The 20,893-nt window shown below is 72.3% G+C and carries 23 protein-coding genes; 4 read left to right on the top strand and 19 right to left on the bottom strand.

Annotated elements, in window-relative coordinates:
• Positions 1–24: 24 nt before the first annotated feature.
• The 14 genes from PKF00_RS38010 to PKF00_RS37945 form a co-directional block, all read right to left on the bottom strand.
• Positions 25–1,128 carry a DegT/DnrJ/EryC1/StrS family aminotransferase gene (locus tag PKF00_RS38010; RefSeq protein WP_271222589.1) on the bottom strand — a complete coding sequence of 368 codons (1,104 nt, stop codon included), beginning with the start codon at positions 1,126–1,128 and terminating at the stop codon, positions 25–27.
• Positions 1,125–2,153 (bottom strand): Gfo/Idh/MocA family protein, encoded by a 1,029-nt coding sequence (locus PKF00_RS38005; RefSeq protein ID WP_271222588.1) that lies wholly within the window; start codon positions 2,151–2,153, stop codon positions 1,125–1,127. Before PKF00_RS38005 ends, PKF00_RS38010 begins: the two co-directional genes overlap by 4 nt.
• On the bottom strand, positions 2,150–3,103 hold the full coding sequence (locus tag PKF00_RS38000) for a glycosyltransferase family 2 protein (protein ID WP_271222587.1): 954 nt from the start codon (positions 3,101–3,103) through the stop codon (positions 2,150–2,152). The genes PKF00_RS38005 and PKF00_RS38000 overlap by 4 nt, the downstream gene beginning before the upstream one ends.
• A complete protein-coding gene (locus tag PKF00_RS37995) occupies positions 3,103–4,233 on the bottom strand; it encodes a hypothetical protein (protein WP_271222586.1) in 1,131 nt (376 codons plus the stop codon). Before PKF00_RS37995 ends, PKF00_RS38000 begins: the two co-directional genes overlap by 1 nt.
• Positions 4,230–5,207: a TolB family protein gene (locus tag PKF00_RS37990; RefSeq protein ID WP_271222585.1), complete on the bottom strand. Its 978-nt coding sequence runs from the start codon at positions 5,205–5,207 to the stop codon at positions 4,230–4,232. Before PKF00_RS37990 ends, PKF00_RS37995 begins: the two co-directional genes overlap by 4 nt.
• Positions 5,204–5,992 (bottom strand): WecB/TagA/CpsF family glycosyltransferase, encoded by a 789-nt coding sequence (locus tag PKF00_RS37985; protein WP_271222584.1) that lies wholly within the window; start codon positions 5,990–5,992, stop codon positions 5,204–5,206. The genes PKF00_RS37990 and PKF00_RS37985 overlap by 4 nt, the downstream gene beginning before the upstream one ends.
• A 125-nt stretch (positions 5,993–6,117) precedes the next feature.
• Positions 6,118–7,527, bottom strand: a complete 1,410-nt coding sequence (locus tag PKF00_RS37980) for an MFS transporter (protein ID WP_271222583.1) — start codon at positions 7,525–7,527, stop codon at positions 6,118–6,120.
• Positions 7,527–8,387: a dTDP-4-dehydrorhamnose reductase gene (gene rfbD / locus PKF00_RS37975; RefSeq protein ID WP_271222582.1), complete on the bottom strand. Its 861-nt coding sequence runs from the start codon at positions 8,385–8,387 to the stop codon at positions 7,527–7,529. The genes PKF00_RS37980 and rfbD overlap by 1 nt, the downstream gene beginning before the upstream one ends.
• A complete protein-coding gene (rfbB, locus tag PKF00_RS37970) occupies positions 8,387–9,367 on the bottom strand; it encodes a dTDP-glucose 4,6-dehydratase (RefSeq protein ID WP_271222581.1) in 981 nt (326 codons plus the stop codon). Before rfbB ends, rfbD begins: the two co-directional genes overlap by 1 nt.
• A complete protein-coding gene (locus PKF00_RS37965; RefSeq protein WP_271222580.1) occupies positions 9,364–10,431 on the bottom strand; it encodes a glucose-1-phosphate thymidylyltransferase in 1,068 nt (355 codons plus the stop codon). Before PKF00_RS37965 ends, rfbB begins: the two co-directional genes overlap by 4 nt.
• 2 nt (positions 10,432–10,433) lie before the next feature.
• Positions 10,434–11,894: a sugar transferase gene (locus PKF00_RS37960; protein ID WP_271222579.1), complete on the bottom strand. Its 1,461-nt coding sequence runs from the start codon at positions 11,892–11,894 to the stop codon at positions 10,434–10,436.
• Between the two features lie 271 nt (positions 11,895–12,165).
• Positions 12,166–12,516, bottom strand: a complete 351-nt coding sequence (locus PKF00_RS37955) for a hypothetical protein (protein WP_271222578.1) — start codon at positions 12,514–12,516, stop codon at positions 12,166–12,168.
• 84 nt (positions 12,517–12,600) lie between these two features.
• Positions 12,601–13,224, bottom strand: coding sequence for a GntR family transcriptional regulator (locus PKF00_RS37950; protein ID WP_271222577.1), 624 nt, complete (start codon positions 13,222–13,224; stop codon positions 12,601–12,603).
• Positions 13,225–13,234: 10 nt separating this feature from the next.
• Positions 13,235–14,158, bottom strand: coding sequence for a DMT family transporter (locus PKF00_RS37945; protein ID WP_271222576.1), 924 nt, complete (start codon positions 14,156–14,158; stop codon positions 13,235–13,237).
• Between the two features lie 101 nt (positions 14,159–14,259).
• On the opposite strand from PKF00_RS37945, the gene PKF00_RS37940 reads away from it, so the two are divergent.
• Both PKF00_RS37940 and PKF00_RS37935 read left to right on the top strand, forming a co-directional pair.
• On the top strand, positions 14,260–14,739 hold the full coding sequence (locus PKF00_RS37940) for a guanyl-specific ribonuclease (protein ID WP_271222575.1): 480 nt from the start codon (positions 14,260–14,262) through the stop codon (positions 14,737–14,739).
• 6 nt (positions 14,740–14,745) lie between these two features.
• Positions 14,746–15,297: a barstar family protein gene (locus tag PKF00_RS37935; protein ID WP_271222574.1), complete on the top strand. Its 552-nt coding sequence runs from the start codon at positions 14,746–14,748 to the stop codon at positions 15,295–15,297.
• Between the two features lie 122 nt (positions 15,298–15,419).
• On the opposite strand, the gene PKF00_RS37930 is transcribed toward PKF00_RS37935, so the two are convergent.
• From PKF00_RS37930 to PKF00_RS37920, 3 genes are all read right to left on the bottom strand, one after another.
• Positions 15,420–15,734 (bottom strand): hypothetical protein, encoded by a 315-nt coding sequence (locus tag PKF00_RS37930; protein WP_271222573.1) that lies wholly within the window; start codon positions 15,732–15,734, stop codon positions 15,420–15,422.
• A 319-nt stretch (positions 15,735–16,053) separates the two neighbouring features.
• A complete protein-coding gene (locus PKF00_RS37925) occupies positions 16,054–16,545 on the bottom strand; it encodes a GNAT family N-acetyltransferase (RefSeq protein ID WP_271222572.1) in 492 nt (163 codons plus the stop codon).
• Positions 16,538–17,509 carry a helix-turn-helix transcriptional regulator gene (locus tag PKF00_RS37920; protein WP_271222571.1) on the bottom strand — a complete coding sequence of 324 codons (972 nt, stop codon included), beginning with the start codon at positions 17,507–17,509 and terminating at the stop codon, positions 16,538–16,540. Before PKF00_RS37920 ends, PKF00_RS37925 begins: the two co-directional genes overlap by 8 nt.
• Positions 17,510–17,658: 149 nt before the next feature.
• On the opposite strand from PKF00_RS37920, the gene PKF00_RS37915 reads away from it, so the two are divergent.
• Positions 17,659–19,083, top strand: coding sequence for an MFS transporter (locus PKF00_RS37915; RefSeq protein WP_271222570.1), 1,425 nt, complete (start codon positions 17,659–17,661; stop codon positions 19,081–19,083).
• Positions 19,084–19,226: 143 nt separating this feature from the next.
• Here PKF00_RS37915 and PKF00_RS37910 read toward each other — a convergent pair whose 3' ends face one another.
• A complete protein-coding gene (locus PKF00_RS37910; protein ID WP_271222569.1) occupies positions 19,227–19,589 on the bottom strand; it encodes an STAS domain-containing protein in 363 nt (120 codons plus the stop codon).
• A 296-nt stretch (positions 19,590–19,885) separates the two neighbouring features.
• Here PKF00_RS37910 and PKF00_RS37905 point away from each other — a divergent pair, with 296 nt between their 5' ends.
• Positions 19,886–20,122 carry a hypothetical protein gene (locus PKF00_RS37905; RefSeq protein ID WP_271222568.1) on the top strand — a complete coding sequence of 79 codons (237 nt, stop codon included), beginning with the start codon at positions 19,886–19,888 and terminating at the stop codon, positions 20,120–20,122.
• Between the two features lie 161 nt (positions 20,123–20,283).
• Here the strand turns inward: PKF00_RS37905 and PKF00_RS37900 are convergent, their stop codons facing one another.
• On the bottom strand, positions 20,284–20,715 hold the full coding sequence (locus PKF00_RS37900) for a hypothetical protein (protein ID WP_271222567.1): 432 nt from the start codon (positions 20,713–20,715) through the stop codon (positions 20,284–20,286).
• Positions 20,716–20,893 lie beyond the last annotated feature (178 nt).

The raw sequence follows: 20,893 nt of genomic DNA, 5'->3' as shown, positions 1-20,893 counted from the left end.
ACCGGGAGGGGCCACCGGGAGGGGTCACAACGCCTTCGTCAGCGCCTCCACGACGCGTTCCTGCTGCTCCGGCGTGATCTGCGGGTAGATCGGCAGCGAGAGGATCTCCGCCGCCGCCCGCTCGGTCACCGGGAAGTCCCCCTGGCCGTGCCCCAGGCCGCCGAATGCGGGCTGGAGGTGGACCGGCACCGGGTAGTGGATGCCCGCGTGCACGCCCAGCTCCTGCATGCGCGCGATCACCTCGTCACGGCCTTCGACGCGCACCACGTACAGGTGCCAGACGTGCTCGTTGCCCGGGGCGACGGCCGGGAGCCTGACCCCGGGCACGTCCGCCAGCAGCCGGGCGTAGCGCTCGGCGGCCTCGCGGCGGCGGGCGTTGGCGTCGGCGAGCCTGCGCAGCTTGGCCCTGAGCACGACGGCCTGGAGCCCGTCCATGCGGGAGTTGACCCCGAAGGACACGTGCTCGTACTTGCGCTCGCTGCCGTGGTCGCCGAGCAGCCGCACCGCCCTGGCCAGCTCGGCCGAGCCGGTGGTGACCGCGCCCGCGTCGCCGTACGCGCCGAGGTTCTTGCCCGGGTAGAAGCTGGTGGCAGCCAGCAGTCCGTGCGCGCCCGAGGCCCTGCCGTCCTGCAGCGCGCCCTGGCTCTGCGCCGCGTCCTCCACGACCGTCAGGCCTGAACGCCCCGCGACGTCGAGGATCGGGGCCATCGGGGCGAGCTGGCCGTACAGGTGGACGGGGAGCAGCGCGGCCGTGGCGGGGCCGATCGCGTCCGGCAGCCGCGCCGGGTCCATCAGCAGGAAGTCGTCGTCCACGTCGACCAGGACCGGCCGCGCGCCCGCCCTGATCACCGCCTCCGCGCTCGCCACGAAGGTGTTCGCGGGCAGCACCACCTCGTCGCCCGCGCCGATCCCCGCCGCGCGCAGGGCCAGCTCGATCGCGTCGGTGCCGTTGGCCACCCCGACGCAGTGGGCGACGCCGGAGAACTCCGCGTACTCGTTCTCGAAGGCGGTCACCTCCGCGCCCTTGACGAACGCGGTGGTCGCCAGGATCCGCTCGAAGCCCTCACGGACCTCCTCCGCCACCTCGGCGTGCGCGGCGGCCAGATCGACCAGGGGGATGGGCTTCACGCCTCGACCTCCACTCGTATGCCTCCAAGTTCCAGGCTGCGGGAGACGGCCTCCAGCAGGGTCAGCACCCGCACGCCGGCCGCCCCGTCGGTGACCGGAGCCCGGCCCTCGGTGATCGCGTCGGCGAACTCGGTCATCATGTTGCGCAGCGCCTCCTGCTCGGGAAGCGCGGGGACCAGCACGTCGCCGGTCCGGTAGGAGATGAGCTTCTGACGCCGCTCGTCGGGGCCGAGCGCCTCGACCTCGACGCCCCTGTCGTAGACCGCCAGGCGCTGGGCCGGGTTGACGTCGTCCCAGACGATCGTACGGCGGGAGCCCCCGATCACCGTGGTGCGGATCTTGGTGGGGCTGAGCCAGTTGACGTGGACGTGCGCCATGGCCCCGCTGGACAGCCAGACGGTCAGGTAGGCCAGGCACGCCTTGCCGGTGCCCATCGGGTCGCTGGCGTGGGCGGCGACGGCGACGGGGCGGACGTCCTCGGGCAGCACGAAGTCCAGGATGGACAGGTCGTGCGGCGCGAGGTCCCACAGCACGTCCACGTCGGGCTGGACCAGCCCCAGGTTGATCCGGACCGAGTCGACGAACCGGATGTCGCCGACCTCCCCGCCGCGCACCAGCTCGCGGATCCTCCTGACGACGGGGGTGTAGCAGAAGGTGTGGTCGCACATCAGGATCCGGTCCTGCTCCCGGGCCAGCTCAACCAGCTTCTCGCCCTCGGCGCGGGTCGCGGTCAGCGGCTTCTCGACCAGGACGTGCTTGCCCGCCTCGAGGGCGGCGCGGGCCAGGTCGAAGTGGGTGGCGGCCGGGGTCGCGATGGCCACCGCGTGCACCGCCGGGTCGGCGAGCACCTCCGCGTAGGAGGTGGTCGCCCGGACCGTGGTGTAGCGGCCCAGCACCGCGGCGGCCCGCGCCGCGTCCAGGTCGCAGAGCCAGCGCAGGTCGAGCGCGGGCACCGCCTGGGCGTTGCGGACCAGGTTCGGGCCCCAGTAGCCGGCCCCGACCACCGCAAGTCCGATGGATGTCATTGCGATCCTTTCCAACCCGCGCGCCACTTCGCGCGATCAGCCCACAGTTGAGACCACTCCTGACCGCCCACACTGCGGCGGCCCCTCCGTTCGGCGTCCAGGCCGCCCACCCAGCGGCCCATCGTCGCCCGCAGCCACACCCCGAACAGCAGCAGGCCCGCGCCGATCCGGCGCAGCCCCGGGGGGAAGTGCCTGCGGACCACGCTGACCTTGCCGGTGAACAGCAGCAGGAGCTTGCGCGCGCTGCTGGAGGACATCCCGCCGGGGTGGAGGTAGACGGCCGCGGCGGTGACCCTCGGCCGGTAGCCCGCCTTCGCCGCGCGCAGGCACAGGTCCGCGTCCTCGCCGTACATGAAGAAGGCGCGGTCGAACCCGCCGAGGCGGTCCCAGAGCCTCCGTTCGACCAGCATCATCGCGCCGCTCACCACCGGCACGGGGAACTCCTCCTCGGGGTCGCCGGACCAGGCGCGCGGCGGCTCCCTGTCGAAGAGGCGGTTGCCGGGGAAGACCGTGCTGAGCCCGACCGCGAAGCAGATCGCCGACCACAGGTCGGGCCGGTTCCACCAGGAGCGCGGGTCGCTCCCGCCGCTCTCGGTCACCTGACGGCCGCCGACGATGCCGGCCTCCGGGTGACGCCCGGCGTACTCCAGCAGCGTGGTCAGCGTGTCGGCGGACACGATCGCGTCGGGGTTGAGGAAGAGCAGGTGGCGGCCCGTGGCGACGTCGGCGCCCGCGTGGCAGCCGCCGGCGAAGCCGTCGTTGACGTCCCTGGCGACGACCCTGGCCCACGGCGCGAGGGAGCGCACCGTCTCCGCGGTCCCGTCGGAGGAGGCGTTGTCGACGACGACGACCTCGGCCTCCAGCCCCTTGGTCGCCTCGGCCAGCGCGTCGAGGCAGCCGCCGACGTAGTCCTTGGAGTGGTAGGTGACGACGACTACGGACAGGTCCATCAGGCTCCGCCGTACAGCCAGGCGTACAGCAGCCAGCCCAGCTCGTACGGCCTGCACTCCCGGTCGACCGCCACCGGCGGGTAGACCCGGTCGAGGACGCCGAGCCTGGCTCCCGCCCGCAGGCGGGTCGCCGCGGCCCTGGCTCCTCGCACGATCTTCTTCGGGTCCTCCCTGGCCGCCTTCCGCCAGGTCAGGTCCAGCTCGGGGATGACCATGGCCTCGTCGGTCTCGGGGCGCTCGTGCATCCAGCGCAGGCCGAGGACGATCTCGTCCAGCCAGAGCCTGCCTCCGGCGTCCGCGAGGTCGAGCAGCGCCATCGGCGCCATGGCGAGCTGGTGGACGCTGTAGACCGGGTAGCCCTCGACGACGGCGCCGGTCCTGGAGTCGTAGTGCCACCACCACTGCCCGGCCTCGCCCTGCGCGGCGCAGATGCCCGCGGCGACCCGGTCGGCCACGGCGACCGCGTCGGCGTCCCCCGCCCTGGCCAGCGCCTGGATCGGGTAGACCTGGTCGGCGAAGCAGCCGACGTGCCCGCGGTACCAGGGCGAGGTGGTGCCGAGCACGTGCGGGTAGAGGCCGCCCGCGCCGATCCCGGCCAGCAGCCGGGCGCGGGCGCGCTCGTAGTGCTCCGCCACGTCCGCCCCCGCGTCGCGCGCGGCGGCCAGTCCCGCGACCGCCCACGACGCCTCGACGGTCGCGATCTCGGCGGCGGCGTCGCGCCCGTCCACCTCGGCCAGGCGGCGGATCGCCTCGGGCAGGCCCTCGTGCCCGGTCTCGGCGGCGGCCCAGCAGATCAGGGCGACGTCGCCGACTCCCGTGATGCCGGGAAGCCGTTCGACGAGCCGCCCGACCAGGGTGGACAGCTCGTCGCCCGCGAGGGCCTCACGGACGCGGGCGGGCTCCGAGGCGGTGAGGGTGGCCAGGCCGAGCGCGACGATGGCGGTGTAGCGGACGCTGCGGCCCTCGGGGAGGGCCCGCCAGGATCCGTCGGCGGCCTTGCTTCCCCTGCGGGTGAAGACGAACTCTCCGTCGACGTATCCGGGCGGCAGCCCCCGGACGGAGAGGTCTGCCATTTCCGCAACGAAGTCGGCGTCGGCGCCCAGCAGGGCGATCCGGCGGCTCCGGGTCACTTTGTCCTCCCAAGGGATACGGGTGAGAAGGCATCTTCGAGCAGCTTCCTCGGCGTTCCGGTCCCGTCCGCGGGGACCGTCCACACGTCGCTGCGTTCACCGGCGAGCCGGGCGTACATGACGGCGCCGTCGTCCAGCCAGGCCACCTGGTCGTCGACGCTGTGGTCCTCGGCGAGCGCGGTGTCCCTGCCCGAGGCCAGGTCCAGCACGTGGACCCGCCACGGGCTGGAGGCGTCGCCGGTCCGTTTCTTGTAGGCGACGCGCGTCTGGTCGGGGGACAGGGAGGGGCACTCGACGCCGCGCCGTACGGTGTCGACGCGGCGGGCGGCGTAGGAGCCCCGGGCGAGGTAGAACTCGCCCTTGGTCGAGACCGTCACGTAGAAGTGGTCGTCGTCGCCGGTGAAGGTGACGCCCCAGTAGTTGTGGTCGGGCGAGGTGTCGCGCCTGCCGTCCCGGTAGAGGGCGAACTCCTCCAAGCTGGGGACCGTCCTGCCGGTCCTGGTGTCCAGGATCCCCGTCCTGGTGGACAGGCCGGAGCTGAGGTAGGAGTCTCCGGAGACGAAGACCGTCCAGGAGACCATGTTGCCGCTCGGCGAGACCCTGGCCCTGCTGGGCACCCCGGGCACCTCGACCCTGCGGGTCTCGCGGAGCGAGCCGTCGAGCACGGTCGCGTAGTAGCGGGTCCTGGCCCCCATGTCGGTGATCATGCACACCGCGGTCGAGACGGCGGCGTGGAAGCGGGCGCAGGTCCGGTCGAGCGTGGTACGGCTCCCGCCCGCCTGCCTGGTCAGCGTCCCCCTGCCGTCGAGGGTGAGCAGCCCCTCCCCGGACAGCGTCATCTCCCCCTTGGGCAGCGCGGCGGCCGCCTCCGTCCGCACGGCGCGGTCCGTGGCGAAGACGAGGTAGGCCGTCGCGGAGGCCGCCAGGACGAGCGTCGCGACGGTGAGGACGATCCAGCGGGTCCTTGCGTTCATGGACGGCGGCGTCCAAGGCGGGCGGCGGCCACCATGAGCAGGAAACGCGCGTTGGTCTTGAGGTAGCGCGGGCCGAGCCGCATCGGCTCCTGGAGCAGGCGGTAGAACCATTCGAGGCCGAGCCGCTGCCAGCGGGCCGGAGCCCGCCTGGTGTGCCCGGCCAGGATGTCGAAGGAGCCTCCGACCCCGTGGATGACCGAGGCCCCGGTGGCCGCGCCCCAGCGCTTGACGAAGATCTCCTTCTTCGGCGAGGTGATGCCGAGGAAGAGCAGATCGGCCTTGGAGTCGGCGATCTCGGCGGCGACGCGCTCGGACTCGTCGTCGGTGAAGTAGCCGTCGCGCGATCCGGCGACGGCGAGGGCGGGGTGGCGGCGGCGGATCTCGGCGACCGTGCGCTCCAGGACCTCCGGGGTCGCGCCGAGCAGGTAGACCCGGTGCCCGCGCCGCTCGCCCTCGGCGAGCAGCTCGGTGAACAGGTCGATGCCCGCGACCCGCTCGGGCAGCCGGTGGCCGAGCAGCCCGGACGCCCACACCACGGACTGGCCGTCGGCGAGGACCAGGTCGCAGTCGACGACGGACTGCCTGAGGAGGTCGTCGGAGCGCATGTTGACGATCTTGGCGGCGTTGACCACGCCGATCGTCAGCCTGCGCTCCTCGCCGACCGCCGCGACGCAGCGGGCGACGACCTGGTCCATGGTGAGCGCGTCGAGGTTGGTGCCGAGGATCTCCCGGCGGATCGCGGGGTCGCCTCCGAAGCGGGCGGCCGTGCCTTCAGCGGCGGTCATGACCAGCTCTCTCCCGGGATCGGCGAGCCCCATTGGACCGCTCTACGATGACGTGAGTCACACATGTTGCTAAAAAGAGATCTAATTCTGCACATCACTGTTTTGTGTTCTTGAAGGTTTCTGTGTCATTCGCCCTGTCCGACTCCCCTGAGGGCGAATGCCGCGGCGACGAGCGCCGCCAGGAGCAGCACCGCCGCCGCGACCAGCGCGACGGTGAGACCGGCCAGCGTCCACAGCGCGCCGAACGCCCACGAGGCGACCATCGCGGCGAGCGCCTGGCCCGTCTGCACGACCGCCAGGCCCGTGGCGCGCAGCGGCCCCGGCAGCAGCGGCCCGGCCAGCGCGCTGATCACGCCGTCGGTGGCCGCGTAGGCCAGCCCGCGCAGCAGCAGGACCACGACCAGCGTCACCGTCCCGAGGTCGGCCATGAGGACGGCGTAGCAGGCCAGGATCGCCAGATAACCGCCCAGCACCACCCTCGACCGGCCGACCCGGTCGGCCAGCCAGCCGCACGGGACGGCCGCGGCCAGGAAGGCGACGGAGACCGCGACGGGCAGCAGCGGCAGCCAGCCCGCGGGCAGGTCGAGCGTGCGCTGGAGCAGCAGGTAGAGGAAGCCGTCGCTGACCGTGGCGAGCGACAGCGGCACCACCGCCAGCGCGACCCTGCGGAAGGGGCCGGGGCGCAGCAGCCCCGCGACGGCCCCGAACGAGACCCCGCTCCCGGCTCCGGCCGTGCGGACCGACCCGCCCGAGCCCTCCCTGACGAACAGGGCCAGGACCAGGACACCGAGAACCGCGACGCAGAAGCTCACCACGAACACCGCGTCGAAGGCGTTCGCGGTCAGCGTCAGCACGCCGAAGGCCGCGAAGGGGCCGAGCATCGCGCCGACCGTGTCGAGCGCGCGGTGGAAGCCGAAGGCCCTGCCCTGCGCCTCGGCCGGGACGCTGAGGGAGATCATCGCGTCCCTGGGGGCGGTGCGCAGCCCCTTGCCCGCCCGGTCCGCGCCGATCATCACGCCGATCATCGGGACCGAACGGCCCGCGGCCAGGAAGCCGAGCTTGCACACCGCCGAGAGCCCGTAGCCGAACCCGGCCACCAGCTTGCGCCTGCTGAAGCGGTCGGCGACGTGCCCGCCGACCAGGCGCAGCACCGCGCTCGCCCCGGTGTAGACCCCGTCCAGCAGGCCGAACTCCAGCGCGCTCAGCCCCAGGTTGAACACCAGGTAGAGCGGGAGGACCGCGGTGACCATCTCCGAGGAGACGTCGGTGAGGAGGCTGACCATGCCCAGCGCCAGGACGTTCCCGGTGAACACCCTGCGGACCCGGCCGCCGACGGCGGCGTCCTGACCGCGCGCGGGACCCGCGGCGTCCCCGCCGTCACGGGCGCCCTCACCGGCCCCCTCACCGGCCCCCTCACCGGCGTCGGCGTCGGCCTCGGCGCCGTCTCCGGTCCGGTCGCGGGTCCCGTCAGGGTCGAGGCCGTCGAGGGGCAGGTCGCGGACCGGGTCGGCCCTGCGGCTCTCCGAGAGGTACATCACGCTCCCGGAATCGGCCAGGCCGCCCGCAGGGCGTCCTTCCAGTCCCTGATCGGGGCCAGTCCGGCGACGGCCCAGCGGTCGTGGCCGAGCACGCTGAACGAGGGGCGGGCCGCGGGACGCGCGTACGCCGCGCTGGAGACGGGCCTGACCCTCTCCGGGTCGGAGCCGAGCAGCGTGAGGATCTCGCGGGCCAGGCCGTACCAGGTGGTGCTGCCCGAGCTGGTGCCGTGATAGACGCCCGCGGGCGCGTCGGACAGGCCGAGCCGTACCAGCCGGTCGGCGAGGTCGGCGGTCCACGTCGGCTGCCCGACCTGGTCGTCGACGACGTCGAGCGTCTCCCGCTGCCCGGCCAGCCTGACGACGGTCCTGACGAAGTTGTGCCCCGTCGCGCCGTACAGCCAGGCCGTGCGCACCACGTACCCCGACTCGGGCAGGACGTCCAGCACGGCCCGCTCCCCCGCCAGCTTGGTCCGGCCGTAGGCGTTGAGCGGCCGCGGCGTCTCCTCCTCCCGGTACGGCTCCCGCGCCGTGCCGGGGAAGACGTAGTCCGTGGACGGATGGATCAACCGCGCGCCCAGGTCGGCGCAGGCCAGCGCCAGGGTCCGCACCGCGTGCCCGTTGACCGCGAGCGCCTCCTCCTCCCGGATCTCGGCGTCGTCGACGGCCGTCCAGCCCGCGCAGTTGACCACGACGTCGGGTTTCGCCTCCAGCACCGCCGCCCGCACGGCCCGGCCGTCCGAGACGTCGAGCCCGGCGCGGTCCAGGGCGACGACCTGCTCGCCGGACTCACCGGCGAGCCGGGCGACCAGGTCGGTCCCCAGCATGCCGCCCGCGCCGGTGACCAGCCAACGCGCCATCAGCGACCCGCCAGCAGCGGGGTCCACCAACCGGGGTTCGCGACGTACCAGGCGATGGTCTCGCGCAGGCCCTCCTCGAAGGGGATCTTCGGCTCGTAGCCCATCGCGCGCAGCCGCGTGTCGTCCAGCGAGTAACGGCGGTCGTGGCCTTTGCGGTCCTCGACGTGCTCGACCATCTCGGGTCCGGCTCCGCAGGCCGCGAGGATCCGCTCGGTGAGCTCCAGGTTGGTCAGCTCGGCCGTGCCGCCGACGTGGTAGACCTCGCCGGGCTCGCCCTTCTCCGCCACCAGGCGGATGCCCGCGCAGTGGTCGTCGACGTGGACCCAGTCCCTGACGTTGCCGCCGTCGCCGTAGAGCGGCACCCTGCGCTCCCGCAGCAGGTTGGTGACGAAGAGCGGGATCACCTTCTCCGGGAACTGGCGGGGCCCGTAGTTGTTGCCGCAGCGGGTGATGGAGACCGGCAGGCCGTAGGTGACCGCGTAGGCACGGGCGATCATGTCCGCGCTCGCCTTCGACGCGGAGTACGGCGAGCGGGGGTTGAGCGGCGCCTCCTCGTCCCACGAGCCCGTGGCGATCGACCCGTACACCTCGTCGGTCGAGACCTGCACCACCCGGGGGACGCCCGCCTCCAGGCACGCCTGCATCAGCGTCTGGGTGCCCAGCACGTTGGTCCTGACGAACTCGGCGGGGCCGTCGATAGACCGGTCCACATGGGACTCGGCCGCGAAGTTGACGACCACGTCGTGCCCCGGCACGAGCTGGGACAGCAGTACGGCGTCGCAGACGTCGCCCCGCACGAACCTGTGGGCGACGCCCTCCAGGTTGGCCGGGTTGCCGGCGTAGGTGAGCTTGTCGAGAACGGTCACCTCGACCCCGTCCTCGGCCAGCGCCCGGACGTAGTGGGAGCCGATGAACCCGGCGCCGCCGGTGACCAGGACCCGCTGGGAACCGGGGGCGTCCCCCGGGAGAGGCTCTGTCATGAGCTGATCTGGACCTTGCTGTGATCGCCCAGCACGAGGCGGTGGGCTCGGGGGGTTGCGGGGGCGGGGGTGACCTCGACGTCGTGTCCGATGAGGGAGGACTCGATGCGGGACACCCCCGATATGGAGGATCGGGGCAGCACGATGGAGTACTCGATCTCGCTGTCGCTGATCCGGCATTCGGCCGCGATCGAGGTGAACGGGCCGACGTAGCTGTCCAGGACGCGTGCGCCGGGGCCGACGATGGCCGGGCCCACGATGCGGGACCGCTCCACCAGCGCCCCGGCCTCGACCACGACCCTGCCGATCAGCTCGCTGGCCTCGTCGACCCGGCCGTCGACGCGGGGCTCGACCGACTCCAGGACCAGCCGGTTGACCTCCAGCATGTCGGTGACGTTCCCGGTGTCCTTCCAGTAGCCGGACACGACGGTGCTCTCCACCCGCCTGCCGTTCTCCAGCAGCCACTGGATGGCGTCGGTGATCTCCAGCTCGCCCCGCCACGACGGCTTGAGCTCGGCGACCGCCTGGTGCACGGCCGGGGAGAACAGGTACACGCCGACCAGCGCCAGGTCGCTCTTCGGCTCGCTGGGCTTCTCCTCCAGACCGACGACCCGCCCGTCGGCGTCGAGCTCGGCGACGCCGAACTGCCGGGGGTCGCCGACCTGGGTGAGCATGATCTGGGCGTCGGGCCGGTCGCTGACGAACCGGTCGACCACGGCGTTGACGCCGCCGACGATGAAGTTGTCGCCCAGATACATGATGAAGTCGTCTTCACCGAGGTAGTCACGGGCGATGAGCACCGCGTGGGCCAGGCCGAGCGGGGCCTCCTGCCGCAGATAGGTCACCCGGGCGCCGAACGCGGAGCCGTCGCCGACCGCCGCCTCGATCTCGGCCTGGGTGTCGCCGACCACGATGCCGATCTCGTCGATCCCGGCCTCGACGATGGCTTCGAGCCCGTAGAAGAGGACGGGTTTGTTCGCGACCGGGACGAGCTGCTTGGCCGAGGTGTGCGTGATCGGCCGCAGCCGGGTGCCCGCCCCTCCGGCGAGCACGAGTGCTTTCACGGCTAGTAGGCCCCTTCTCCGCGGGTGACGGCGCTCCAGGTCTTCCACAGGATCTGCAGGTCGAGGAAGAGCGACCAGTTCTCCACGTAGCGCAGGTCGAGGCGGACCGACTCCTCCCAGCTCAGGTCGGACCTTCCGCTGACCTGCCAGAGGCCGGTCATCCCCGGCTTGACGACGAGTCTGCGGCGGACGTCCTCGCCGTACTGGGCGACCTCGTCGGGCAGCGGCGGACGCGGTCCGACCAGCGACATCTCCCCGCGGACCACGTTGAGCAGCTGCGGAAGCTCATCCAGCGAGTAGCGCCGCAGGAAGCCGCCGGCCCGGGTGATGCGCGGATCTTTCTTGATCTTGAAGAGAACGCCGTCGAACTCGTTCTCCTCCAGGAGGCTCCGCTTGTGCGCCTCGGCGTCGTTGACCATGGTCCGGAACTTGAAGACCCTGAACTCCCTGCCGCCCTTGCCGACCCGGGTCTGCCGGAACAGGGCGGGCCCCGGACTGGTCGTCCTGATCACGGCCCCGATCAGCAACATCGGCAGCGCCAGCACGAGCAGGGCGAATCCCGCGCCGCACCGGTCGAACAGGTTCTTCAGCAGGTATTTGGCCCCGGCGAACTCGGGATGCTCCACGTGGAGCAGCGGCATCCCCGCCACCGGGCGGATGCTGACCCTGGGACCGGCCACGTCCATCAACGCGGGCGCGACGAACAGGTCGATCCTGTCGGTCTCCAGCTCCCAGGCGAGCCTGCGCAGCGCGGCGCCGTCCAGCTCGGGACAGGCCAGGATGGCGACCGCGTCCGCCTGCGTCTTCGCCACCGCCTGGGGGACGTCGGCGAAGTCGCCCAGCACCGGTATCCCGTCGACGTCGACGTCGACGATGTCGACGCCCGGCGGCAGGCAGGCGGCGACCACCGTCATCCCGTGGTGCGGCTGCCTGCGGAGCTGGACCACCAGGTCGAGCACCGACTCCCGGTGGCCGACGGCGACCACCTGCCGCATGTAGTCCCCGGCCGCGCGGCGGCGGTGCAGCCGCTTGCGCATCCGGTAGCGGAAACCGATCGTCAGCAGCATCGCGCAGGGGAACATCGCCATGACGAAGCTCCTGGCGAGGTTGCTCTGCGTCGCGTAGGCCCCGATCGCGACGAGGGCGATGATCCCCACCCCCGCGTCGAAGACCGCGCGGAACTCCTCCGTGCCCTCCGTGTGCGCCCGCCTGCGGTACGCGCCCACGACCGCCAACGCGAAAGGCCAGGCCAGGGCGAGGCCCAGCCCCCGCAACGCCTCGTTCAGCGGAATGTGATCGCCCAGCCAGAGCCGGACACCGAGGACGGCCTCGCAGGCCGTCACCGCGCACGCGAGGTCGCCGGCCAGCAGAATCCGGGCATAGGAGCGTGTCCACATACTCGAAGCGGTGCGCACGGCACCGTCGAGGAGCACGACAGCGGGCTCCTTCGTCCCCACCCTCATACCACCCACCCCACCCAAGAGCCCCAGAATTAACAGATAACGAGACGTGCGTCCTGTTTCATTGGTTGACAGGTTGCTCTAATGCATCAGGAGCGTGGGTACCCACGGAAATCCTAGGGAGCAATAATCAAGAGCGGAATAGACGGTTACTGTCCACTATCGGACGACATGGGTACTAGTCGACAACTTGACGGAACGGTCCAAACATGAGTTTGAGCCGCGCGGACTCACTGCGTGACCGTCGCCTCAGCCGCCGACCAGGCAGGTGTCACTAGTCGTACTCGAAGTCGGGGAAGGACGGCGGCGGCTCGGGACTGCGCCAGACGACGACGTCGTCGTCGGGCACGGCGTCGACCGCCGCGCTGAGCCTGTCGACATCGAAGTCGGGCAGGTAGCGGAGCCTGGCCACGAAGGCGGTGTCGGTCGCCGACCTGGGCACCACACACCCCTGGCCACCGCGATCGAGCAGGATGTAGAGGATGTCCGAGTCCGTGTCGCCCACCACCCGCACCTCGACGACGTCCTCCCACGCGAGGGCGTCGACGCTGCCGTCCGCGTGATGGCGGGCCACTCCTTCTTCCGTGACGTACACATAGGAGTTCGGCACTGAATTGCCGTGCATGGCCGCGATTGTGACCACTTGACGGCACCAAGGGCAAGAGAGGCGCCCAAGTCCGCCCCCGTCAACCCCCTCCAGGGACAGGGTTCAGGCCTCACCCCAGCCGTGGTTCAGGTGCGCCGCGACGACCCGTCTGGCGTCGTCCGCCGGTCCCAGGGCGATCGCGTCGAGCAGGTCCCGGTGCTCGGCGATCAGCACCTCCCGGTCGGTGTAGACCGTGCGCAGCCGTACCATGCCGAGCCTGGTCTCGGCCGCCAGCGCGGAGTAAAGCCGCTCCAGCCTGGGACTGCCGACCGCCACGATCAACGCCTGGTGCAGCGCCATGTGCTCGGCGACCACGTCGGACCACGGGGCCCCCTCCGGCAGCTCCGCCATCCGCGCCAGCGCCGCGTCGGCCTCCTCGACCCGCCTTCCGGCGAGCGCCCCCGCCATCAGGTCCTCCAGCGGACGCCTGACGAACATCAGGTCCTCCAGGTCGGCCACGGTCACCTCGGCCACCTGGGCGCTGCGGTGCCGTTCGCGCCTGAGCAGGCCCTCGTGCACGAGCACGGCGAGGGCCTCTCTGACCGTCGGCCTGGCGACGCCGTACAGGGCGGAGAGCTCCTGCTCCGGCAGGGGGGTGCCGGGGGCCATCTCGCCGGAGAGCAGCCGACGGCGCAGGGCGTCGGCGAGGGCGTTGACGGCGGAGACGGGATGGAACTGGAGGGTCACGTCAACGACCCTAACGCCGTCGTTCCACTCCGTGGGGCCCGACCGGCGCGACCTCGCGATCTCCCGCGTCGCGGACCCCGGCCGGCCCGGCCGCACGGCCGGGCGTCCGGCGTTCCGGCAGGGCCACGACCACCAGGCTCGCGCCGAGCAACAGCAGCCCGGCCGTGGACAGGAGGGTGAGCCGCTCGCCGAGGACCGCGACGCCGAGCAGGGCGGCGACCGCGGGCTCGGCGAGGGAGAGGGTGGCGGCGGTCGCGACAGGGGTGACGCGCAGGCCTCTGCCGTACAGGACGTAGGCCAGCGCGGTGGCGACGCAGCCGAGGTAGAGGGCGGTGAGCAGGCCGCGCGGCTCGGCGAGCCAGGCGGTTCCCGTCCACAGCAGGACGGGGAGCATCACGACGGCGGCCCCGCCGAACATCGCCGCCATCACCGCGTCGGACGGAGCCCCCGTGCCGATCACCCTGGCGGCGGCCACCGCGTAGAACGCGTACAGCAGGCCGCCGAGCAGCGCGAGCAGGACGCCGTCGAGGCGCACCTGCCCTCCCCCGCCGGTCAGCACGGCGCAGCCCGTGACGGCGACCGCGGTCGCCCCGGCCCAGCGTCCGGTCGGCCGCCGTCCGTCGAACAGCCAGGACAGCAGGCCGGTGAAGACGGGACCGCTGCCGATGGCGACCACGGTCCCGACGGCCACGCCGGTCCTGCTGATCGCGGCGAAGAAACAGAGCTGGTAGGCGGCCACGGCGACGGCGGCCAGCGGGAGCAGACCGCGTCGGGGCAGCAGGCGCAGGACCCGGCGCGCGGCGACCACGAGCACCAGGCCTCCGAACACCAGACGGGCGGCGGCCAGGGACATCGGGTCGACCCCCGCCGCGAGCAGTCCCGCGGTGCCTGCGGTTCCCCAGAGCGCCGCGGCTCCGATGACAGCGAGCTTCATGCCCCTATTGTCTGACAACTAGACAATGTCTGTCCAATCCTTGCCGGTGATCACACTTCTTCTCCCGTTTTTCCTGGCGAACGCCCGGGTAGCTTGGCCAGGTGATACATCGGGGAATCGCCGCGTTCGTGGCGGCCGTCGCACTGCCCGCCGTGATGTCGCTGACCGGATGCGCCCCCACCGATCAGGCGGCACGCGCCCGCACCTCACCCGCGGCGACCGCGGGGCCGGGCGGCGCCGAGCGCGTCTCGCCGAGCCCGCGTGCGGGCGCGGCCCGGCCCGCGAAAACCGGGACGCTGTCGACCAGGGCGCTCTCCACCCTGCCGGTCGAGGCCGCCGCGACCTGGCGGCTCATCCTGAACGGCGGCCCCTTCCCCTACCCGCGCGACGGCGTGGTCTTCCAGAACCGGGAGCGCCTCCTGCCGGTCAGGAGCCGGGGTTACTATCACGAGTACACCGTCCCCACGCCGGGCAGCCGCGACCGAGGCGCACGACGGCTGGTCAGCGGTGGGGGAACCGAGGAGCTCTACTACACGGGCGACCACTATCGGTCCTTCGTCATCGTCGACGTGCGGAGGTGACCGGCGTTGTCCAGAGGAACGTTCGAGGAGGGGCAGCGGGCCCTGGAGACCCTGCGGACCCTGCGGGCCGCGGAGGGCACGGGGGTCGCGCAGGCCACCGAGATCGCGGAGGCGTCGGGAGGCGCGAAGGTCACGAGGGTGACGGAGGTTCCCGAGGTCGCCGGGGTCGCGGAGGTCACCGAGACCGGGAGCGCCGCCGCCGGCGCCTCTGACGGTGCCGCCGAAGGCGTCGCCGTCGTGCACCGGGTCGACGGGTCGGGGATCACCACCTCGGCCGAGGCGATGTCCGCGATCGCCGAGGCGCTCTCCTTCCCCGACTACTTCGGGCACAACCTCGACGCGCTCTACGACTGCCTGACCGATCTGGCGTGGCTGCCCCCGGGAGAGCACCTGCTGGTCTGGTCGCGGCCGTCGGTGCTGCTGACCGCCGACCCCGCGGCCTACGAGGCGATCAGGGCCGTGCTCCTCGACGCCGTCACCGACGACGCCCCCGGAGCGTCCTTCCTGTCGGTCCTGCTGCCCGCCGACCAGGCCGCCGGCCGGGCCGCCGACCAGTAGGCCGCCGGCCGCTGCGGTGACCGCGTGCCCTCACCGGGTTCGCCGCGCCTCCGGACGCCGGCACGGCGAGCGTCGGCACGGGCGCGATCGGCGCGTCCCGGCGCCCCCTCCCGGGCGCGGCGCTATGCCGTCGTCCTGCTCATCGGCTGGGCCGTCGTCCTGCCGACCGTCCACGCCGTCGCCACGCAGTGGGCGCAGAAGGCGCCGTTCCTGCCCGAGTCGCAGGAGCACTGCCAGCGCACGTCGCCCTCGACGACCTGGAACCGCACGCACGCGGCCCCGTCGTCGACCTCCGCGACGACCAGAATCGGACTGAACCGGACCAGCTGCACCGCACCCGCCCGCTCCAGCTCGCCTCCCCGGGCCAACGCCGCCCGTGTCGCGAGACCGGCCTCAGGCCGGGTCAGTCCCTCGATGTCCGCGATGATGTCCACCATGGCTCGTCTCCCCCTCTCGCCAATGAGGACGTGTCCCGGGAGACACGGGTTCCCGTTCATGGTGAAACTCCATGTTCCACCGAATACGGGTCATTCTTATCCCTGGTCATCGCCCTCCGCCGTCGGGGGCGGCGGCCGTGGGCCGGCGCGCGACCCGGCGACCCTTCCCGGGCGCAGCGTCAGGATGTCGCTGCTTTTAATGAGGGATGTTCGAAACGCCCTGACACCCCGGATGGCAACAAAAGCCGCACAAGGGACAAATTTCCCACTTTTTGGCGATGCCTTTGGTTTGCCGTGGAAAACGCGGCGCTCCGGCGGGTCAGTCGGTGGCCAGGCGGGCGTGCCGCTCCACGTCGTATCTGACGCCGCCGTGGCTCAGCTTGGCCCGCTCGACCCCCTCGGTCAGAAAGCCCGCTCTCGTGGCCACCGCGCAGGAGGCCCGGTTGCTCGTCCGGTGCCCCAGCTCGAGCCGGAACAGTCCCCGCTCCCTGAACGCCCAGTCCGCCAGCTTCGTGACGGCGGCCACCGCCACCCCCCGCCCCCTGGCGTGCGACACCGTCCAGTAGGACACCCAGCCGGTGTCGTGGGAGTCGATGTCGCTCACCGCGACGTTCCCCACGACCTGCCCCCCGACCACCACGGCGAACGCCTGGGCGTCGTCACGGAAGCCCCACATCCCCATCCACTCCAGCGCCGCCCGGGGAGTGTCGATCGGCCGGGCCGCCTGCTCCGCCATGTCCGGGGCGCCGAACGCGTCGATCACGACCTCCACGTCGCCCGGCCCCCAGCCGCGCAGCTCCACCTCAGTCATGCCGTGCAGGGTATTTTGCCGCCGTGTCGCCAGGAAGGCCCGTCTCACCGGAAAGCCCTGTCTCCGGCCTCCCGCCGTCCGCAGGCCCCGCGCCGCCCCGCGGGCCCGTGCCGCGCCGTACGGCGAAGCCCGCCAGCAGTCGCAGCGCCGCCTCCGAGGCGGAGTTGGGCTCCGCGCTGTACATCAGCACCCGCTGTCCCGACCCGTCGGGCATCTGCATCATCTCGAAGGACAGCTCCATGGGGCCGACCAGCGGGTGATGGAAGTGCTTGACGCCGCTGGCGCAGTTGTGCACCGGATGACGCGCCCACAGGGCGGCGAACTCCGGGCTCTTCATCGTCAGCTCGCCGACCAGCTCCGCCAGCCGCCTGTCGTCGGCGTGACGGCCCGCGAGCAGGCGCAGGGACGCGACCGACCGTTTCGCCTCCTCCTCCCACCGGGTGTACAGCTCCCGCGTGTGCGGATCGAGGAACAGCATCCGCGACAGGTTGGGGCGGTCGGCGGGACGGTCGGGGCCGCCGGGGTCGAGGTGCCCGGCGAGCAGCGCGTGGGCGTGCGGATTCCAGGCGAGCACCTCGCCCCGCCTGTCGAGGGCGACGGCCGCAACGCCCTCGACGGCGGCGATGAGCTGCCGGACGCCGGGCCTCGCGTGCTCGGCGCGCGACGCCTGGCGACGGTCGCGGCTCCTGGGCTTGGCGAGGTCGCGCAGGTGGGCGTGCTCGTCCTCGTCCAGCCGCAACGCGCGGGCGATCGCGTCGAGGACGCCCTCCGAGGCGTTGCCGCTCTGCCCCTGCTCAAGGCGCGTGTAGTAGGCCACGCTGACCCCGGCGAGCTGCGCCAGCTCCTCACGGCGCAGACCGGGGACGCGGCGGCGCGCGCCGTAGCTGACCAGGCCGACGTCCTCGGGCTGCAGCCGGGCGCGTCGGGTGCGCAGGAAGTCTCCCAACTCGGCGGGTGTGTCCATGGAGACGAGTCTGCCCGAGAGGGCGGACGGCTGCCTGTCCCTGCCAGTGGTAGGAAACGCGAGCGTACGTGAGACGGAGGGCTGGGTAGGCCGGGCCCCCCGGCGCAGGCTCCTTCTCGGACACACCCCTCCGGAAAGGACCCCACGACATGACGACCCTCGACCGCGTACGGCCCGCCCCCGCCAGGGAACGGATGACCGGACGACAACGCCTGCTCCTGGTGCTCCTGCTCGGCGCGCAGTTCATGCTGGCCGTCGACTTCTCCATCCTGGGCGTCGCCCTGCCGGTGATCGGCAGGGGCCTGGGGTTCTCGCTGGCGAACCTGCAGTGGATCGTCACCGCGTTCGCCCTGTCGGCCGCCGGGTTCACCCTGCTCTTCGGCCGCGTCGCCGACCTGTTCGGGCGGCGGCGGCTGTTCCTGGCGGGCATGGCCGTACTGGGCCTGTCCTCCCTGGTCGGCGGCCTGGCCACCACGCCGTCGGTGCTGCTGGCCGCCCGCGTCGCCCAGGGCCTCGCCACCGCGGCGGTGACCCCCGCCGGGCTGGCCCTGCTGACCACGGCCTTTCCCGAGGGGCCGCTGCGTTCCAGGGCCCTGGGCCTGAACGGCGCCCTGATGTCGGCCGGATTCACCTCCGGCGCCGTCCTCGGCGGTCTCCTGACCGACCTGCTGAGCTGGCGATGGGCCTTCCTCGTCAACGTCCCGGTCGCGCTGGCCGTGCTGGTCTCGGCCCCCTTCCTGATCAGGGAGTCGCGCCCCGCCGAACGGGCCAGGCTGGACGTCCCCGGCGCCTTCACCGTCACCGTCGGGCTGCTCGCCCTGGTCTACGGCCTGACCGACGCGGGAGAGCACGGCTGGGCCTCTCCTGTGGCCCTGGGCTCCCTGGCTCTGGGCGCGGTCCTGCTCGTGGCGTTCTGGGCCGTCGAGGCCCGCGCGGCGACGCCGCTGGTCCCGGTGCGGATCCTCAGGCGTCCCACCGTCGTCTGGGGCAACCTGGCCGGCCTGATCGCCTTCCTCACCGAGACCTCGCTGGTCTTCCTCATGACCCTCTACCTGCAGAAGGTGCTGGGCTACTCCGCGCTGGCCACCGGTCTGGCCTTCGGCGTCCTGGGCGCGGGCACCGTCGTCGGCGGCGTCACGGCCGCCCGCGTGGTCGGCCGTCTCGGCACCCGCGCCTCACTGGTGACGGGCTTCGCGGTCCAGGCCGCCGCAACCCTCGCCCTGGTCGCCCTCGGCGACGACCGGAGCTGGCTCCCCCTGTTCCTGGCCGCCACCTTCGTCGGCGGCGTCGGCAACATGGTCGCCATCGTCGCTTTCATGATCACCGCCACCGGCGGCCTGCCCGACGGGGAGCAGGGGCTGGCGACCGGCCTGGCCACCATGACCCAGCAGGTCGGCATCACCATGGGCATCCCTGTCATGAGCACCGTTGTGAATGCTGTCGTCACCGCCAGGACGGGCGTGCCCGGGGCGACCGTGCTGGACGCGGTCACCACCGCCACGGCGGTGAACGCCGCCGTCGTCCTGGCGGGCGCCGTGCTCGCCGCCCTCTTCCCGCGCCGCGGACGCGCTTGACCACCGACTCGGCGGGGAGGTCCGGGCCGCCGAGATCTCCCACGCCGCGGGCGCGCGTGACCGTCGCCCGGTGCGGGACCGCCGGTCACCCTGCCGGTCCCGCGCCGGCCGGTCAGTCCGGCCCGGGCGGCGACGCCTCCCGGTCAGTCCGGACGGGCAGGAGCCACCGCCCGCAGGGACGCCGCCACGTCGGCGTCGACGGGAAAGGCCGTGCTCAGGCCGGTGAGGTGCAGGATCCGTCCCAGGACCCCGCCGACACCGGCCAGTCGCAGCCCGCCCCCCGCATGGGTGGCGCGCCGCAGGAAACCGAGCATCGTCCACAGCCCCGTGGAGTCGCAGAACCGCAGATCGGCGACGTCGAGGAGCAGCCAGCGCGCCCCGTCGGCGAGCTGTGCGGCGAGGACGTCGTCGAGCGAGGGGGTGGACAGCTTGTCCAGCTCTCCGAGCAGAACGATCACCGACGCACCTTCGTGCCGCCGGACCGAGATGGCGAGCCGTGCTGTCATTCCTTGAGGATCCTTAGGCCGGGTACCCGAAGGCTATTTCGAAGATCGGACCGCCGAGACGGCGTCGACGAACTGGAATGCGCTCGTAAGCGAATCGCGTCCCGCGACCGGCGTGCGACGTTCCCGCTCACGGGGACCGCCCAAGCCTCCCGTACCAGATCGAAGTTCGCAGATAGATCTACGAACAGGTGGGCACTCAGCTCTTTATGAGTGACGAGCCTGAAAGCTACGGATCGCATGAGGGCGGCTTGCCGGACAAGCCTCCTGGGCGGCCCAGGACGATGGGGGAGATAGCGGTGAGTCTGGCGGTGAGCGAGGCGCTCGCCAATCACGGCCACCACGCCCTGGTCAACGCGCACGAGGCCGCGGCCAGCGACCACGAGCTCATGGCCAGGGCCGGGGTCGGGGACGTGGACGAGCACCTCGACCTGGCGCAGTGGCACCGGTGGTGCGCGATCGTGGAGGACCAGCTGGCCGACGAGGCGGACCGACGCACTCCGGCCAGACGCGACACGGGCTCACGGGAGGGATGAGCACGCCCGCCGCGAGCGCCGCCTAGACCGGGACCGGCCGGAAGCACGAGGTCACGGACACGTCCCAGGTGAGCACGGCCTGGCGGCGGGGCAACCTCCGACGATCACGGTCCTCGCCGGAGCGCGACGGACGGAGCCTCTCTCAACGGGCGGAGCCCCTCTCAGCTGGAGGGGCCGAAGGTGTTGTACTGCACGCCCTGACCCTGCACCGCCTGGCGCGCGTGGTCGTGGGCGACCGCGTTGATCTGCGTCTGCCCCGAGGCGGTCACCTGGGCCCGCGCCGCCTCGACCATCTCGGCCACGTCCGCGGCCAGCCGCGGGTCGGCGGCCAGCATCCTGCGGATCCGCACCCGCAGCGCCGCCTGGAGGTCGGCGTCGTCGGGGTCCTCGGCCAGCTCGGCCACCGCGGGGGGAACCTCGTCCTCCGCGGGGTCCACGCCGAAGATCCGCTGCAGGATCCGCCGCCCCCAGCCGACCGTGGCGTCGGCCGCGTCCTGCTGGGCGCGGGTCAGCACCGCCGCGCCGTACGCCCCGACCGCCGCCGTCACGTACGGCGAGACCTCACCGGCCAGCGCGGCCAGATCCCCGCTCATCCATGTCCCTTCGTCGACACGTGACACCCCCGAGGGTGTGATCCCACACCTCGTCACCGTGAATCTAACTCGCGGACCACCGCCCCGGCCCCCGTTCCGCCCGATGAGCGCCCGGCCTTCACTCCGCGGACGCACCGCGGTTGACACCACTCCATGCGTAGTACTACGGTTCGAGCAA

The sequence above is a fragment of the Streptosporangium carneum genome (assembly GCF_027922005.1).
Classification (GTDB): domain Bacteria; phylum Actinomycetota; class Actinomycetes; order Streptosporangiales; family Streptosporangiaceae; genus Streptosporangium; species Streptosporangium carneum.
This window is presented reverse-complemented; position numbering and strand designations above follow the sequence as displayed.